Genomic DNA, 16,077 nt, shown 5'->3' with positions numbered 1-16,077 from the left:
GGCTTGCTCCGTCTTCCCCGTCTTTCATCTGACGAAAACCGGTTTCGCGCCGGTGCTGTGCGATGCGGGCGCATTGCCATATACTGTATATCCATACAGTTGTGGGTGGCGTCATGCTCGCATCCTCCATTTCTCCCGAATCCCTTCATCCGTCGCTGTGGCGCGGTTCCCAGCTCGCGCGCGGCGGCCCGCGCACGATCGATACCGGCTTCGCACCGCTGTCGGCCGAGTTGCCGGGCGGCGGCTGGCCGGTCGGCGGCCTCGTCGAACTGCTGGCCGCGCAGCCGGGCTGCGGCGAGATGCGGCTGCTCGCGCCCGCGCTCGCACGCGCCGTCAGCGCGCGCCGTCCGCTTGCGCTCGTCGCGCCGCCTCAATTGCCGCATGCCACCGCGCTCGCCAGCCTCGGCGTGCCGGCCGACGCGCTGCTGTGGCTGCGCGCCGGCAGCCGCACCGATGCGCTGTGGGCCGCCGAGCAGGCGCTCAAGACGGGGTGCTGCGGCGCGCTGCTGCTGTGGCAGGACACCCGGCCGGATGCGCTGCGGCGCCTGCATCTCGCGGCCGCGCGCACGGGCGACACGCTGTTCGTGATGCTGCGCCCGCTGTCGGCCGCGCGGCAACCGTCGCCGGCCGTGCTGCGCGTCGCGCTGTATCCGGTGCCGGGCGGCGTGTCGCTCGACATCGTCAAGCGTCGCGGCCCCGCACGCGGCGAGCCGCTCGTGCTCGACCTGCCGTCGCCCATCGTGGAGAGCCGCTATGCGCGTCTTGCTCGGCATCCATCTGCCGCGCCTGCCGCTCGACGTGTGCGCCCCGCCGCCGTCTGACGGCGAGGCCGGCTGCGCAGTGCTCGAGCAGGGTGTCGTGCTGATCGCCGATGCGCCCGCGCGCCGGCAGGGCGTGCGCGCGGGCATGAAGCGCGGCGGCGTGCTCACGCTCGCGCCGCACACGCGGCTCGTCGAACGCGACCCCGCGCGCGAGGCCGATGCGCTGCGCGCGGTCGCGCTCGCGTTGCTGCGCTTTTCGCCGTGCGTCGCGCTCGACGACGAAGCCACGCTGATCGTCGACGTCGGCCCGAGCCTGCGCCTGTTCGGCGGCCTGCCGTCGCTGTGCCGGCAGGTACGCGCGACGCTCGCGGCGCTCGGCTATGCGGCGCGCCTGTCCGCCGCACCGACCGGGCGCGGCGCGTGGCTGCTCGCGCGTACGTCGGCCCGCTCGCGCAGCCGGCGCCGGGTGGCCGGCCATGCGTCGCTCGTCCGCTCGCTCGACAGGCTGCCGTGCGTGCTGCTGCCCGATGCGCGTCCGTATGCGGGCTGGTTCGACGGCCTCGGCTGCCGCACACTCGCCGACCTGCGCGGCCTGCCGCGCGCGGGGCTGCAGCGCCGCTGCGGTCCCGCGTTGCTGGCCGCGCTCGATCGCGCGTACGGCGATGCGGTCGAGCCGCTCGCATGGATGGCGGTGCCGCCCGTGTTCGACGTGCGGCTCGAATTGCCGGAGCGCGTCGAATACGCGGAAGCCGTGCTGTTCGCCGCGCGGCGGCTCGTCGTGCAGCTGTGCGGCTGGCTGGCCGCGCGGCAGCTGTCGCTGGCCGCGATGACGTTCGATCTCGAACACGAGCGCGGCCGCCAGGCCGTGCCGCCGACGCCGCTCGAACTCGCGTTCGCCGCACCCGTGCGCGACGACGCGCATTTCATGCGGCTGCTCGGCGAGCGGCTCGCGCGCGTCGAGTTGCCGGCCGCGGTGATTGCGGTGCGCCTGAAGGCCACGCGCGTCGAATCGGTCGCGCCGCCGGCCGACGATCTTTTTCCCGAGCCGGGCGGCACGAAAGAGACGCGTGCGCGGCTGTTCGAGCTGCTGGTCGCGCGGCTCGGCGCGGAGAACGTATTGCGTGCGGCCCCCGTCGCCGATTACCGGCCCGAGGCCGCGAACCGCTGGCTGCCGCTCGATGCGCAGGCCGGCAAGCCGGCCTGCGGGCCGCCGGCCGTGCCGCCGAGGCCCGCGTGGTTGCTCGCCGAGCCGCTGCCGTTACTGATGCGCGAGAACCGGCCGGTATTTCATACGCCGCTCAGGATGATGTCGTCGGTGGAGCGGATCGAGGCCGGATGGTTCGACGGCCAGTTCGCCGCACGCGATTATCACGTCGCGCAGGACGAAACCGGTGCGTGCTACTGGGTGTTCAAGGAGCGGGCGGGGAGCGAGGCCGAGCCGCGCTGGTTCCTGCACGGCCTGTTCGGGTGAACGGAGATGGTTGCGGAATTCAGCTGGCTGCCCGATTACGCGGAGTTGTTCTGCCGTTCGAACTTTTCGTTCCTGCATGGCGCGTCGCACGCGGAAGAACTGGTCGAGCGTGCGGCGGAACTCGGCTATCGCGGGATCGCGATCACCGACGAATGCTCGCTCGCCGGTGCGCCGCGCATGCACGTCGCGGCGAAGGCGAAAGGGTTGCCGCTCGTCATCGGTTCGTACTTCGAGGTGACGCCGGACGAGGTTCCGCCGGGCCACGATCCGGGGCCCGGCGCGTTCGGGCTCGTGCTGCTCGCGCAGAATCGGGAAGGCTACGGCAACCTGTCCGAGCTGATTTCGTGGCGGCGGATGGAAGCGCCGAAGGGAACTTACACGCTGACGTCGCACATGCTGTCGAGGCCGCCCGAGGCATTCGCCCACCTGCGCGGCATGCCCGACTGCTTCGCGATTCTCGTGCCCGCGTACCCGGTGCGTACGGACGTGCTCGATGCACAGGTCGCATGGTTTCGCGCGACGTTCGGCGAACGTGCACGGCTCGGGCTCGTGCAACTGCAGCGCGCGCTGGACGGTGCGCAGCGCGAGGAGATTCGTGCGGCCGGCGAGCGGCGTGGCGTGCGCATCGTCGCCCTCGGCGACGTGACGATGCACCGGCGCTCGTGCAAGGAACTGCAGGACGTGATGACGGCGATCCGTGTCGGGATGCCGGTTGCCGAGTGCGGGTATGCGCTTGCACCGAATGCGGAACAGCATCTGCGTTCGCGCGGGCGGATCGGGAAGCTGTTTTCGCCGGAGGAGATCGCGCAGACGTGCGCGATGCTCGACGCGTGTCATTTCAAACTCGACTCGCTGCGCTACGAGTATCCCGACGAGATCGTGCCGAAGGGGCACACGCCGACGAGCTATCTGGAGCAGGAAACCAGGGCAGGGGCGGCCGAGCGCTATCCGCAGGGTGTGCCGGAGAAAGTAGCCAGGCAGATCCGGTATGAACTCGCCCTGATCGCGAAACTGAATTACGAGCCGTTCTTCCTGACCGTCTACGACATCGTCAAATTCGCGCGCAGCCAGAACATCCTGTGCCAGGGGCGCGGCTCGGCGGCGAACTCCGTCGTCTGCTTCTGTCTCGGCATCACCGAGGTCGATCCCGACCAGAGCACGATGCTGTTCGAGCGCTTCATCAGCGTGGAACGCGGCGAGCCGCCCGATATCGACGTCGATTTCGAGCATCAGCGCCGCGAAGAAGTGATTCAGCATATCTACGAAAAATACGGCAAGGATCGCGCCGCACTGGCGGCCGCCGTATCGACCTATCGCCCGCGTGGCGTGTTGCGCGAGACCGGCAAGGCGCTCGGCGTCGATCCGATGCTGGTCGATCGCGTTGCGAAAGCGCATCGCTGGTTCGACGGCAGTCGCGACCTGCTGCAGCAATTCTCGACGATCGGCCTCGATCCCGAGACGCCGCTCATCCAGGCGTGGGCCCGGCTCGCCGCGCGGCTGCTGAACTTTCCGCGCCATCTGTCGCAGCACTCGGGCGGCTTCGTGATCAGCCGCGGCAAGCTCACGCGGCTCGTGCCGGTCGAGAACGCGGCGATGGACGGGCGGCGCGTGATCCAGTGGGACAAGGACGATCTCGAAGCGCTCGGGCTGATGAAGGTCGACGTGCTCGCGCTCGGCATGCTGTCGGCGCTGCATCGCGCGTTCGACATGCGCACTGCATGGCGAGGCCCGCCGAAGGCAGACGGCAAGCCGTTCACGTTGAAGCACATTCCGAAGGATGACGACGCAACTTACGACATGATCTGCCGCGCCGACACGGTCGGCGTGTTCCAGATCGAATCGCGCGCGCAGATGTCGATGCTGCCGCGCCTGCGGCCGCGCACTTATTACGACCTGGTGATCGAGGTGGCGATCGTGCGGCCGGGGCCGATCCAGGGCGGGGCAGTGCACCCCTATCTGAAACGGCGCCAGGGCATCGAAAAGGTCAGTTATCCAAAGGAGGACCTGAAGCCCGCGCTCGAACGTACGTACGGCGTGCCGATCTTCCAGGAGCAGGTGATGCAGATCGCGATGATCGCGGCCGGCTTCACGGCGGGCGAGGCCGACGAACTGCGCCGCGCGATGGCCGCATGGAAGCGCAAGGGAAACCTGGAGAAATATCACAGCAAGATCGTCGACGGGATGCGCGAGCGCGATTACCCGCCCGAGTTCGCCGAACAGATCTTCGAGCAGATCAAGGGCTTCGGCGACTACGGTTTCCCCGAGAGCCACGCGGCGAGCTTCGCGAAGCTCGCCTACGCCAGCAGCTGGCTCAAGTGCCACGAACCGGCGATCTTCCTCGCCGCATTGCTGAACAGCCAGCCGATGGGTTTCTATCCGCCGTCGCAACTCGTGCAGGACGCGAAGCGTCACGGCGTGCAGGTCCTGCCGATCGACGTGACGCAAAGCGGCTGGGAAGCATCGCTCGAAGCGCTGCCCGGCCAGCCGCCTCCGCACGGCCAGCCGGCCGTTCGGCTCGGGCTGTCGCTCGTGAGCGGTCTGGGAGAAGCCGCTGTCCGCAGGATCGAAGCCGCACGCGCGGCGGGCCCGTTCGACAACGTCGACACCCTCGCGCGCCGCGCGCAGCTCGAGCGGCGCGATCTCGAGGCGCTCGCCGCCGCGAACGCGCTCGCGACGCTCGCCGGCCATCGCCGCGATGCGCTGTGGCAAGCGGTTGCGGCGGCACCCGGGCGCGACCTGCTCGCGACCGCACCGATCGACGAAGCGGAGAAGCCGGCACTCGGCGCGCCGTCGGAAGCCGACGACATCCTCGCCGACTATCACACCACCGGCCTCACGCTGAACCGCCACCCGGTCGCGCTGCTGCGGCCCGGGCTGCGCGCGCGGCGGCTGTCGTCCGCGGCCGAATTGCACGACCGCCCCGACGGCCGGCTCGCGCGCGCGTGCGGGCTCGTGACCGCACGGCAGATGCCGGGCACCGCGAAAGGCGTGATGTTCATGACGCTCGAGGACGAAACAGGCTGCGTGAACCTGATCGTCCGGCCCGAGCTGCTCGCACGGCAGCGCCGCGAAACCCTCGATTCGCGGCTGCTCGCCGTGTCCGGCGTGTGGCAGGTCGCGAGCGACGTGAGGCACCTCGTCGCGCAGCATTTCGAGGATCTGACGCCGCTGCTCGGCGGCCTGCGCACGTCGAGCCGCGAGTTCCACTAAGCATCCGCCGCTCCCGCCGCGGCCGGCTCGCTGCACGATGCATACCAGTGCGCGAAACTGGTTCTATTCCGGTCTCAATTCAGTCGCAGTTTTCCCGTCCGGAGGCATCGCGAACCAGTCCCCTTGCATACCAATCCGGGTAAATCCCTATCCCGCATCGCGCTGTAAACAAAGGCTTTTCCGCTACTAAAACGCTTGCCGGGCAAGGCTTTCGGCGATTTCCATGCCGCTAATACCAGTTCGTTGACTGGTATTATTGTGGTTATATAATGCCCTCACTTTCGACGGCCTGCGGCCGTCGTCCGACACCCGGAGGCACATGGAAACCGGCTGGTCCGAACTGGCGCCCGATCCCCTCAGCGATACGCCGCTCTATCTGCAGCTCGCCCGTAACCTGGCGAGCGCGATCCACGCCGGCGCATGGCGGGCCGGCGAGGCGCTGCCGTCGGAGCGGCTGCTGTCGGTGTCGGTCGGCGTCTCGCGGATCACGGCCCGTCGCGCACTCGCGCTGCTGGTCGAGCAGGGGCTGATCAAGCGGGCGCGCGGGGCGGGCAGTTTCATCACGCCGCGCGTCGCCGATCCGCTGTCGCGTCTCGTCGGCTTCTCCGCGAAGATGCGGCAGCGCGGCTTCGTGCCCGATTCGGTGTGGCTGTCGCGCACGCTGCGCGCCGCGAGCCGCGACGAGATCACGCATCTCGGCCTTGCCCCCGGCGCGACGGTCGCGCGGCTCGAACGGTTGCGCCGCGCGGACGGCATCGTGATGGCGGTCGAGCACTCGACGCTGCCGGCCGCGGTGGTGCCCGATCCGCAGGCGCTCGGTGCGTCGCTGTACGAGTACCTCGAGGCGCGCGGGATGACCGTCGTGCGCGCGCTGCAGCACTTTCGCGCGGCGAACGCGACCCACGCGATCGCGAAATGGATGGCGGTGAAGCCGGGCTCGGCGCTGCTGGTGATCACGCGGATCGGCTACGGTGCCGACCAGCGTGCGATCGAAGTGAGCGAAACGTATTGCCGCGACGATTACTACGACTTCGTCGCCGAACTGAAACGCTGACGCGCGAGACTGCCCGCGCGCGACAGCCGTGAAGCAACGACACGGAATTGCAAATCACGACGCGGATACCCGCGTCACCAGATCATCAAGAGAACGTCATGCTGACAGGAAACATCCTGACCCCCGACGGCTGGATTCACGGTTCGCTCGATAGCGAGAACGGCCGCATCACGGCGCTCGACGGCAAGCCCGTCGATCCCGCGAAGAACGACGCGCCCTACATCCTGCCCGGCTTCATCGACCTGCACGTGCACGGCGGCGGCGGCGCCGACGTGATGGAAGGCGGCGACGCGATCGAGACGATCGCCCGCACGCACGCGCAATTCGGCACGACGAGCCTGCTCGCGACGACGATGACCGCGCCGCGCGACGAACTGATGAAAGTCGTCGGCAACCTCGGCAGCGTCGCGCGTACCCGCACGCCGGGCGGCGCGCGCGTGCTCGGCGTGCACCTCGAAGGCCCGTACATCAACCCCGGCAAGCTCGGCGCGCAGCCCGACGCGGCCGTCTCGGCCGTGCTCGACGAGGTGCTGAAGTACCTGTCGATCGCGCCGATCCGCGTCGTCACGCTCGCGCCGGAAATCGCCGGCCACATCGAGATCATCGGCGAGATGGCCGCGCGCGGCGTGCGCGTGCAGCTCGGCCATTCGCTCGCGACCTACGACGACGCGGTGGCCGCGCTCAAGCACGGCGCGTGCGGCTTCACGCACCTGTTCAACGCGATGTCGCCGCTGCATCACCGCAACCCCGGCCTGGTGGGCGCGGCGCTTGCTCACGCCGAATACGCGGAAATCATTCCCGACCTGCTGCATGTGCACCCGGGCGCGATTCGCGCGGCGCTGCGCGCGATCCCGCGCCTGTACGTCGTGACCGACAGCACGTCCGCGACGGGCATGCCCGACGGCGAATACCGGCTCGGCAGCCAGCACGTGACGAAGTGCCTCGGCGGCGTGCGGCTGGCCGACGGCACGCTCGCCGGCAGCACGCTGACGATGGACCAGGCGTTGCGCAACCTCGTGTCGCTCGGCCTGCCGATCGCCGATGTATCGAACCGGATGTCGCGTTATGCGGCCGACTACCTCGGCATCGCCGATCGCGGCCGCCTCGAGCGCGGCGCATGGGCCGACCTCGCGGTGTTCGATCGCGACCTGAACCTCACCGCGACCTATGTCGAAGGAGAATCGATTGTCGAATATGCTTAAGGAAGCGCGCGAGTCCGCCCAGGTCGTCGCCGCGCAGATCGCCGACACCGCGCGCGTCGAAGCGCTCGCCGGCCAATTGCTCGATCACCCGCCGGCCGTCGCGCTGACGGTCGCACGCGGCAGCTCGGATCACGCCGCGAGCTATTTCGCGAGCCTGACGATGAGCCGCCTCGGCGTGCCGGTCGCGTCGCTGCCGATGTCGGTCGCCACGCTGCAGCAGGCGCCGTTGAAGGTGCAGGACCAGCTCGCGATCGCCTTCTCCCAGTCGGGCAAGAGTCCCGATCTCGTCAATACGATGGCCGCGCTGCGCGAAGCCGGCGCGCGCACCGTCGCGGCCGTGAACGTGCTGCCGTCGCCGCTCGCCGACGCGTGCGAGCACCAGCTGCCGCTGCTCGCCGGCCCCGAATTGTCGGTCGCCGCGACGAAGAGCTATATCGCGATGCTGTCGCTGTCCGCGCAGATCGTCGCGTACTGGCAGCGCGACGCCGCGCTGATGACCGCGCTGCGCGGCCTGCCCGACGTGCTCGCGCAGGCCGGCCGGCTCGACTGGTCGCAGGCCGTCGCCGCGCTGGCGGGTGTCGAGCGGATGATCGTGATCGGCCGCGGCCTGGGCCTCGCGATCGCGCAGGAAGCCGCGCTGAAGCTGAAGGAAACCTCCGGTATCCAGGCCGAGGCGTTCTCGAGCGCCGAAGTCCGTCACGGCCCGATGGAGCTGATCGACCGCGACTATCCGCTGCTCGTGTTCGCCCCGCCGGGGCCCGAGCAGGCGGGCCTGCTGCAGCTCGCGCAAGACATGCGCGCACGCGGCGCCGCCGTGCTGCTCGCGGCGCCCGCCGGCACGCCCGGCGCGACCTTGCCGCTCGCGCAGTCCGCCCATTCGGCGCTCGACCCGATCGCCGCCATTCTTTCGTTCTACGTGATGGCGGCGGATCTCGCCGTCGCGCGCGGCCGCAACCCCGACACGCCGCGCCACCTGAACAAAGTCACCGAAACGCACTGATAGCCGAGACAGCCGATGAGACGCGCCGAGGAGTCCCAGTTGAAGAGTTCCACCCATGATCAGATCGTCCTGCTCAGCCCCTTGACCGGGCCGATCGTCGCGCTGGCCGACGTGCCCGATCCGGTGTTCTCCGGCGGGATGTTCGGCGACGGCATCGGCATCGACCCGCTCGCGGGCCAGCTCGTCGCGCCGTGCGCGGGTGTCGTGTCGCATCTCGCGCGCACCGGCCATGCGGTGACGATCACGACACCGCAAGGCGCGGAAGTGCTGCTGCACATCGGCATCGACACCGTCGAGCTGAACGGGCAGGGCTTCACCGCGCACGTCGAGGCCGGCGCGCGTGTCGAGGCGGGCGCGCTGCTGATCGAGTTCGACCAGGACGCGGTGGCGCGCAGCGCGCATTCGCTCGTGTCGGTGATCGCGATCGCGAACTCGGACGCGTTCGAGGTCGTCGATCGTGCCAGCGGCTTCGCGACGGCCGGCAAGACGCCGCTGCTCGCGCTGCGCGGCAAGGGCGAAGCGGCTGCGCAGGCGGCACAGACCGGCGCCGCGGCGCATCACGAAGTGCGCCGTGAAATCGTGCTGGCCCAGCCGGGCGGCCTGCACGCACGGCCGGCCGCGCGTGCGCGCGAAGCCGTGCGCGGGTTCGACGCGACCGTCGACGTGCTGTTCGACGGACGCAAGGCGTCGATCGCGAGCGTCGTCGGCCTGCTCGGCCTCGGTGCCGGCGAAGGTGCGACGGTCGAACTGGTCGGCCGTGGCGCGCACGCGCAGCAGGCCGTCGATGCGGTCGAGCACGAGCTGCTGCGCGAAGCGCACGGCGAAGTCGAGGAACAGCCGGCACGGCTGAGGTCGCCCGCGCCGCAGACGGTTGCGCGCAACATCGGCGCGCCCATCGACCCGAACACGCTCGCGGGCGTGTGCGCGGCGCCCGGCATCGCGGTCGGCACGCTGGTGCGTCTCGACGATGCGGAAATCGTGCCGCCCGAGCAGGCTGCCGGCACGCCCGCGTCGGAAAGCCGCCGGCTCGACCAGGCGCTGAAGGCCGTCGACGCCGAACTCGACGAAACGGTGCGCAACGCATCGGCGCGCGGCGCGGTCGGCGAAGCGGGCATCTTCGCGGTGCACCGCGTGCTGCTCGAGGACCCGACGCTGATCGACACGGCGCGCGACCTGATCAGCCTCGGCAAGAGCGCGGGCTTCGCATGGCGCGCGACGATCCGCACGCAGATCGACACGCTGTCGAAGCTCGACGACGCGCTGCTCGCCGAACGCGCGGCCGACCTGCGCGACATCGAGAAGCGCGTGCTGCGCGCGCTCGGCCATACGAACGCTGCCGCGCGCGCGCTGCCCGACGAGGCCGTGCTCGCGGCCGAGGAATTCACGCCGTCCGACCTGTCGTCGCTCGATCGCCAGCGCGTGACCGCGCTCGTGATGGCGCGCGGCGGCGCGACGTCGCACGCGGCGATCATCGCGCGCCAGCTCGGCATTCCGGCGCTGGTCGCGGTCGGCGATGCGCTGTACGCGATTCCGGACGGCACGCAGGTCGTCGTCGATGCGAGCGCGGGCCGGCTCGAACATGCGCCGACCGCGCTCGACGTCGAGCGTGCGCGGCACGAGCGCCAGCGCCTGGACGGCGTGCGCGAGGCGAACCGGCAACTGGCGGGGGCCGCGGCCGCCACCGTCGACGGCCGCGCGATCGAGGTCGCCGCGAACATCGCGACGCTCGACGACGCGAACACCGCGGTCGACAACGGCGCCGACGCGGTCGGCCTGCTGCGCACCGAACTGATGTTCATCCATCGCCAGGCCGCGCCGACGGTCGTCGAGCACCAGCAGAGCTACCAGTCGATCGTCGACGCATTGCAGGGCCGCACGGCGATCATCCGCACGCTCGACGTCGGCGCCGACAAGGAAGTCGATTACCTGACGCTGCCGCCCGAGCCGAACCCGGCGCTCGGCCTGCGCGGCATCCGTCTCGCGCAGGTGCGCCCCGACCTGCTCGACGATCAATTGCAGGGCCTGCTCGCAGTGCAGCCGTTCGGCGCGGTGCGCATCCTGTTGCCGATGGTGACCGACGCGGGCGAGCTCGTGCGCCTGAAAAAGCGCATCGACGAATTCGCGCGTGCCCAGGGCCGCACCGAGCCGGTCGAGGTCGGCGTGATGATCGAGGTGCCGTCGGCCGCGCTGCTGGCCGACCAGCTCGCGCAGCACGCGGATTTCCTGTCGATCGGCACCAACGACCTCGCGCAGTACACGCTCGCGATGGACCGCTGCCAGGCCGACCTGGCCGCGCAATCCGACGGCCTGCATCCGGCCGTGCTGCGCCTGATCGACATCGCGGTGCGCGGTGCCGCGAAGCACGGCAAGTGGGTCGGCGTGTGCGGCGCGCTCGGCGGCGATCCGCTCGCGGTGCCGATCCTGGTGGGCCTCGGCGTGACCGAGCTGTCGGTCGACCCCGTATCGGTGCCGGGCATCAAGGCGCGTGTGCGCCGTCTCGATTACCAGTTGTGCCGTCAGCGCGCGCAGGATCTGCTCGCGCTCGATTCGGCACAGGCGGTAAGGGCAGCAAGTCGCGAGGTCTGGCCGCTCGACTGAGCGTCGACGGCAGGTTCGCGACCCGTATTACGACGAAAGCAATCAGCTCAACGACGATTAATGACGAGACAAGGATTGGAGGACTGAATGAACGGGAATCCGTTTCTGAAAATACAGGGCCTGGGCCGGGCACTGATGCTGCCGATCGCGGTATTGCCGGTCGCCGGCATCCTGCTGCGACTCGGCCAGCCGGACGTGTTCAACATCAAGATGATCGCCGACGCCGGCGGCGCGATCTTCGACAACCTGCCGCTGCTGTTCGCGATCGGCGTGGCGGTCGGTTTCGCGAAGGACAACAACGGCGTGGCGGCACTCGCGGGCGCGATCGGCTACCTGATCGAAACCGCGATCATGAAGGACATCGATCCCAAGCTGAACATGGGCGTGCTGTCCGGGATCATCGCGGGTGTGGTCGCGGGCCTGCTGTACAACCGCTACAAGGACATCAAGCTGCCGGACTACCTCGCGTTCTTCGGCGGCAAGCGGTTCGTGCCGATCATCACGGGGCTGGTGTGCGTGGTACTCGGCATCGCGTTCGGGTACGTGTGGCAGCCGGTCCAGCATGCGATCGACGCGGCCGGCCAGTGGCTGACGACGGCGGGCGCGATCGGTGCGTTCGTGTTCGGCTTCCTGAACCGCCTGCTGCTCGTCACGGGCCTGCACCACATCATCAACTCGCTCGCGTGGTTCGTGTTCGGCAACTTCACGCCGCCCGCCGGCGGCGAGATCGTGCACGGCGACCTGCACCGCTTCTTCGCGGGCGACCCGACCGCGGGCACCTTCATGGCCGGCTTCTTTCCGATCATGATGTTCGGCCTGCCGGCCGCGTGTCTCGCGATGCTGCACGAGGCACCGAAGGAGCGCCGCGCGATGGTCGGCGGCCTGCTGTTCTCGATGGCGCTCACGTCGTTCCTGACCGGCGTGACCGAGCCGATCGAATTCAGCTTCATGTTCCTCGCACCGGTGCTGTACGTGATCCACGCGGTGCTGACGGGGTTGTCGCTCGCGATCTGCCAGATCCTCGGCGTGAAGCTCGGTTTCACGTTCTCGGCCGGCGCGATCGACTACGTGCTGAACTACGGGCTGTCGACGAAGGGCTGGATCGCGATCCCGCTCGGCATCGCGTACGGCGCCGCGTACTACGGGCTGTTCCGCTTCTTCATCCGCAAGTTCAACATGGCCACGCCGGGCCGTGAGCCGGCATCGGCCGACGCGGCCGCCGAATCGTACGCATCGGGCGGCTTCGTCGCGCCGGCGGCGGGCGCCGCCGCGGTGGCTGCCGCGCCGCGCGCGCAGCGCTACATCGCCGCGCTCGGCGGGGCCGGCAACCTGTCGGTCGTCGACGCATGCACGACGCGCCTGCGCCTGACCGTCGTCGATCCGGAGAAGATCTCGGAGCCGGAACTGAAGTCGATCGGCGCGCGCGGCGTGCTCAAGCGCGGCGGCAACAGCGTGCAGGTGATCATCGGGCCCGAGGCGGACATCATTGCCGACGAGATGCGTGCCGCGATCGGCAGCGGCGCGACCGGTGCCGCGTCGACGGCGACGGCCGCCGCGGCGCAGCCCGTCACGGGTGCGGCCGCCGGTCCGCTCGATCCGGAGCCGGCGCGCTGGCTCGCGGTGTTCGGCGGCGCGACCAACGTCGTGTCGCTCGATGCGATCGCGACCACGCGCCTGCGTGTGGTCGTGCGCGACCCGTCGGCGGTCGATCGCGATCGTCTCGGTGCGCTCGACGTCGCTTGGGTCGGGGCCGATACGTTCCACATCGTCTGCGGTGCGTCGGCTTCGCGCTACGCGCTGCTGCTGGCGGCGCGTCTGCCTTCGGCGGGCGGGAGCGCGGCTGCCCAGCCCGCGTGATGTGACCGGCGACCGGCGCCGGCGTGAATCCCGGTGACGGGTTCGCGCCGGTCGGGAAACAAAAACGGCTTGCGATGATCGCAAGCCGTTTTTGTTTGGGGTGAACCACCGAGGGCGCGCGCGAAGCGCGCCCCCGGCCGCCGCTCACTCGTTCGTCAGCGTGAAGGTCGGCTTCCGGTAGCCGACACCGGCCCGGTCGAGCTTCGGCAATTCGCGTTGCGTGAGCAGCGTCGCGAAACCGGCCCAGTCGCGCTGCAGCGCGGCCGTGTCGACGTGATGCGTGTCGCCGCGCTTGTAGCGCACGCCGGCCGCATACGGCAGTTCCCAGTCGGCGCGGTGCCACGCGCGCTCGGCGAGCGCGAGCAGCCGCGGATAGGCCATGTATTCGAGGAAGGTGTCGTTGCGCATCACCTCGCCCCACGCCTGCCCCTGCATGCCCTCGATGCGCGGTGCGGGGCCCGTGCCGGTGACCTCGAACGGGTTGCCGTCACGGTCGCCCATCACTTCGGCATTCTGCGGCAGGTTCTCCGGCGCGAGCGAGAACACCTTGTACTCGTCCGTCGCATGCGAGCCCCAGTAGTAACCGCGCTCGCGCGGGTTGAGCGTGTACGGGAAGTCGAAGTACAGGTAGTCGGGCAGCGCGAGCACCGTCAGATAGCCCTTGCCGCTCAGGTCGCGCGCGCTGTCCGACGCCCCCCAGAAGATCGTGTCCCACAGCGACACCATCACGTGGCGCGTGCCGAAGTCCTGCGGCCCGTTCGCATGCTTGATGCCGTCCTGCCACGCGGCCATCGTGTCGATCCCGTTCGCGCTGACCGCCGCGCTCACCTGCTGCGCGAAACGCGTCGGCAGCTCGTCGATCGACTTGATCTCGCCGCGCTGGAGCAGCGCCGTGCATGCGGGCGAACGCGCCCACGGCTTGTCCTGCGCGGCGAGATCGATGCGCCCCTTGTTCGGATCGGTGCCGTTCAGCGGCTGGAAGCCTCCGCCGAGGAAGATGTTCTTGGCCTCGTCGCCGCCGTAATGCCAGATGTGCAGCGGCGCCTGCGCATCCGCATGCATCGCCGCGATCTCGCGGATCACCTTCGACGCGAAATTGAGCGCGCCCGGCACGCACGGGTTCAGGTCGCTGCGGCGGTCGTAGAACTGCACCGTCGTCAGGTTCGACGTGTCCTGCGGATCGAGCAGCCGGTAGGCGTTCGCTTCCTGCTCGCGCCCGGCCGCATGCAGCCGCCGGTATCGTGCCTCCATCGTCACGACGGCTGCCCGCGCATGCGCGGGCATGTCGATCTCGGGGATGATCTCGACGAAATGCGCGGCCGCGTAGCGCACGAGCGCCACGTAGTCGTCGCGGCTCAGGTAGCCGCCGCCCGAGCGGTTGTCCGGGCCGGAGCCGAGCTGCGGCAGCAGGCAGCGCGTCTCGCTCGGGTCGTGGCAGCGGCGCGAACCGATCGCGGTCAGTTCGGGCAGGCCGGGAATCTCGATGCGCCAGCCCTCGTCGTCCGACAGATGCAGGTGCAGGCGATTGAGCTTGTACGCGCTCATCTGGTCGATCAGGCGGCGCAGCGTCGCCGGATGCTTGAAGTTGCGGGCGAGGTCGACGTGCATTCCGCGATGCGTGAAGCGCGGCGCGTCCTCGACGAGCATCGCCGGGATCGGGCCGCCGCCGGCCGGTGCGAGCGAGTAGAGCGTCTGCACGCCGTAGTAGAGGCCGGCGCGATCGTAGCCCTCGATCAGCACGCCGCGCGGCCCGATCGCGAGCCGGTAGCCGCCCGGCGTCGCGATGTCGGCCGGCAGCCGGCGCGGCGCGACGGCACCCCGCACCGGCACGCGCGCGCCGTCGAGCCCGAGCGTCGTCGCGCGCTCGCGCAACGCCGCCACTTGTGCGGACGGGAGCTCCGGCAGCGCGAGCTCGACACCGCGCAGCTCGAGCGTGCCGCCCAGCATGCGCTGCCGCTTCACGCTCGGCAGCGCGCGGCTCGGGTCGGGCCGCGCGGCCACGGGCGGCGCGTTGCCCGTCGAGTTGTTCTGCGCGTCGGCCGGCAGCGATTCGACGTAGCGCAGCTCGTCGTCGGTGTCGTCGTAGCGGAGCACGGCGGGCGGTGCGCCATCGACGACCACGTACGGGCGCGGGATCACGTCGCTGTAGCGCAGCAGCCAGTATTCGGCGACGAACGGCAGTTCGATGCGTTCGCCCGGTGCAAGCCGCACCGAGCCGGGTTGCGGTGTCAGTTCGTACAGGTCGCCGGTGAGCCGCCGCAGCGCGAAGCCGGGGCGATCGATTCGCAGCAGGCGGCGGATGCTGTGCAGGTAGAGCTTCCAGCCGCCGTCGGCGATCGCCTGGTGGCCGCGGTTCTGCAGGATCAGGCGGCCGGTCGCGCAGGCCGCGCCGTCGGCGCCGAGGTCGGCGCACGGCACGCCCGCCGAGGCCGCGTGATTGTTGTCGACGGCGACGCGCAGCGCGAGGCCGTTCGACAGCCGCGCCGCGAGCCCGGCGGGCGTCGGCGGGGCGGCGTTCGCGCTCGCGCCGGGCGTCGCGCGCACGGGCGTCTGCGCGGGCGACGCGGCCGGCGACAGCGCCGCCGCGATCAGCGCGCCGGCGCACAGGGAATGCAGGATTCGATTCATGGGGATTCCTCAAAAAAAGTTCGGCGATACGACGCCGTGGGATTACGTCGCTGCGATCGGGTCTTTCAAGGAGGCTGCGGGGAAAGGCTGGGGGCCGCGCGCGGGCGAGGGGGCACGAAGAAGTGCGCAAGGCGTGCATAAGGCGCGCGGTGCCGAGCGCTACGGATCAGGTTCGCGGCACGCGCGCCGGCCGTGCGCGTTCATGAGCGGCGCATGTCGATGGGCGCGGCGGCGCGGCCGGTCCCCGGACGCTCACGGTTCGGCGTGGCGCCGCGGGGGCCCAAGCGGTGATCTTT

The 16,077-nt window shown here is 70.1% G+C and carries 9 protein-coding genes; 8 read left to right on the top strand and 1 reads right to left on the bottom strand.

Features of this window, described 5'->3' with window-relative positions; all coding sequences use genetic code 11:
• Positions 1-113: 113 nt before the first annotated feature.
• From imuA to nagE, 8 genes are all read left to right on the top strand, one after another.
• On the top strand, positions 114-821 hold the full coding sequence (gene imuA, locus WT26_RS18640) for a translesion DNA synthesis-associated protein ImuA (protein ID WP_059733017.1): 708 nt from the start codon (positions 114-116) through the stop codon (positions 819-821).
• The gene (locus WT26_RS18635; RefSeq protein WP_069273491.1) at positions 754-2,232 is read left to right on the top strand and encodes a Y-family DNA polymerase; all 1,479 of its coding nucleotides are present in this window, start codon (positions 754-756) and stop codon (positions 2,230-2,232) included. Before imuA ends, WT26_RS18635 begins: the two co-directional genes overlap by 68 nt.
• A 6-nt stretch (positions 2,233-2,238) precedes the next feature.
• Complete coding sequence (locus WT26_RS18630) at positions 2,239-5,442, top strand: error-prone DNA polymerase (RefSeq protein WP_069273490.1); 3,204 nt, start codon at positions 2,239-2,241, stop codon at positions 5,440-5,442.
• A 319-nt stretch (positions 5,443-5,761) separates the two neighbouring features.
• Complete coding sequence (locus tag WT26_RS18625; protein ID WP_059531351.1) at positions 5,762-6,496, top strand: GntR family transcriptional regulator; 735 nt, start codon at positions 5,762-5,764, stop codon at positions 6,494-6,496.
• 98 nt (positions 6,497-6,594) lie between these two features.
• Positions 6,595-7,698, top strand: a complete 1,104-nt coding sequence (gene nagA, locus WT26_RS18620; protein ID WP_059531348.1) for an N-acetylglucosamine-6-phosphate deacetylase — start codon at positions 6,595-6,597, stop codon at positions 7,696-7,698.
• Positions 7,691-8,698 carry an SIS domain-containing protein gene (locus tag WT26_RS18615; protein WP_048025680.1) on the top strand — a complete coding sequence of 336 codons (1,008 nt, stop codon included), beginning with the start codon at positions 7,691-7,693 and terminating at the stop codon, positions 8,696-8,698. Before nagA ends, WT26_RS18615 begins: the two co-directional genes overlap by 8 nt.
• Before the next feature lie 15 nt (positions 8,699-8,713).
• Complete coding sequence (gene ptsP / locus WT26_RS18610; RefSeq protein ID WP_069273489.1) at positions 8,714-11,296, top strand: phosphoenolpyruvate--protein phosphotransferase; 2,583 nt, start codon at positions 8,714-8,716, stop codon at positions 11,294-11,296.
• Positions 11,297-11,383: 87 nt separating this feature from the next.
• A complete protein-coding gene (nagE, locus tag WT26_RS18605; RefSeq protein ID WP_069273488.1) occupies positions 11,384-13,153 on the top strand; it encodes an N-acetylglucosamine-specific PTS transporter subunit IIBC in 1,770 nt (589 codons plus the stop codon).
• A 144-nt stretch (positions 13,154-13,297) separates the two neighbouring features.
• Here nagE and WT26_RS18600 read toward each other — a convergent pair whose 3' ends face one another.
• The gene (locus WT26_RS18600) at positions 13,298-15,781 is read right to left on the bottom strand and encodes a family 20 glycosylhydrolase (protein WP_069273487.1); all 2,484 of its coding nucleotides are present in this window, start codon (positions 15,779-15,781) and stop codon (positions 13,298-13,300) included.
• Between the last annotated feature and the right edge of the window lie 296 nt (positions 15,782-16,077).

Origin of the sequence: Burkholderia cepacia, assembly GCF_001718835.1 — a bacterium.
Lineage (GTDB): Bacteria > Pseudomonadota > Gammaproteobacteria > Burkholderiales > Burkholderiaceae > Burkholderia > Burkholderia cepacia_F.
Note: the sequence above shows the minus strand (reverse complement) of the source record. Positions and strands in the feature narration are given on the sequence as shown.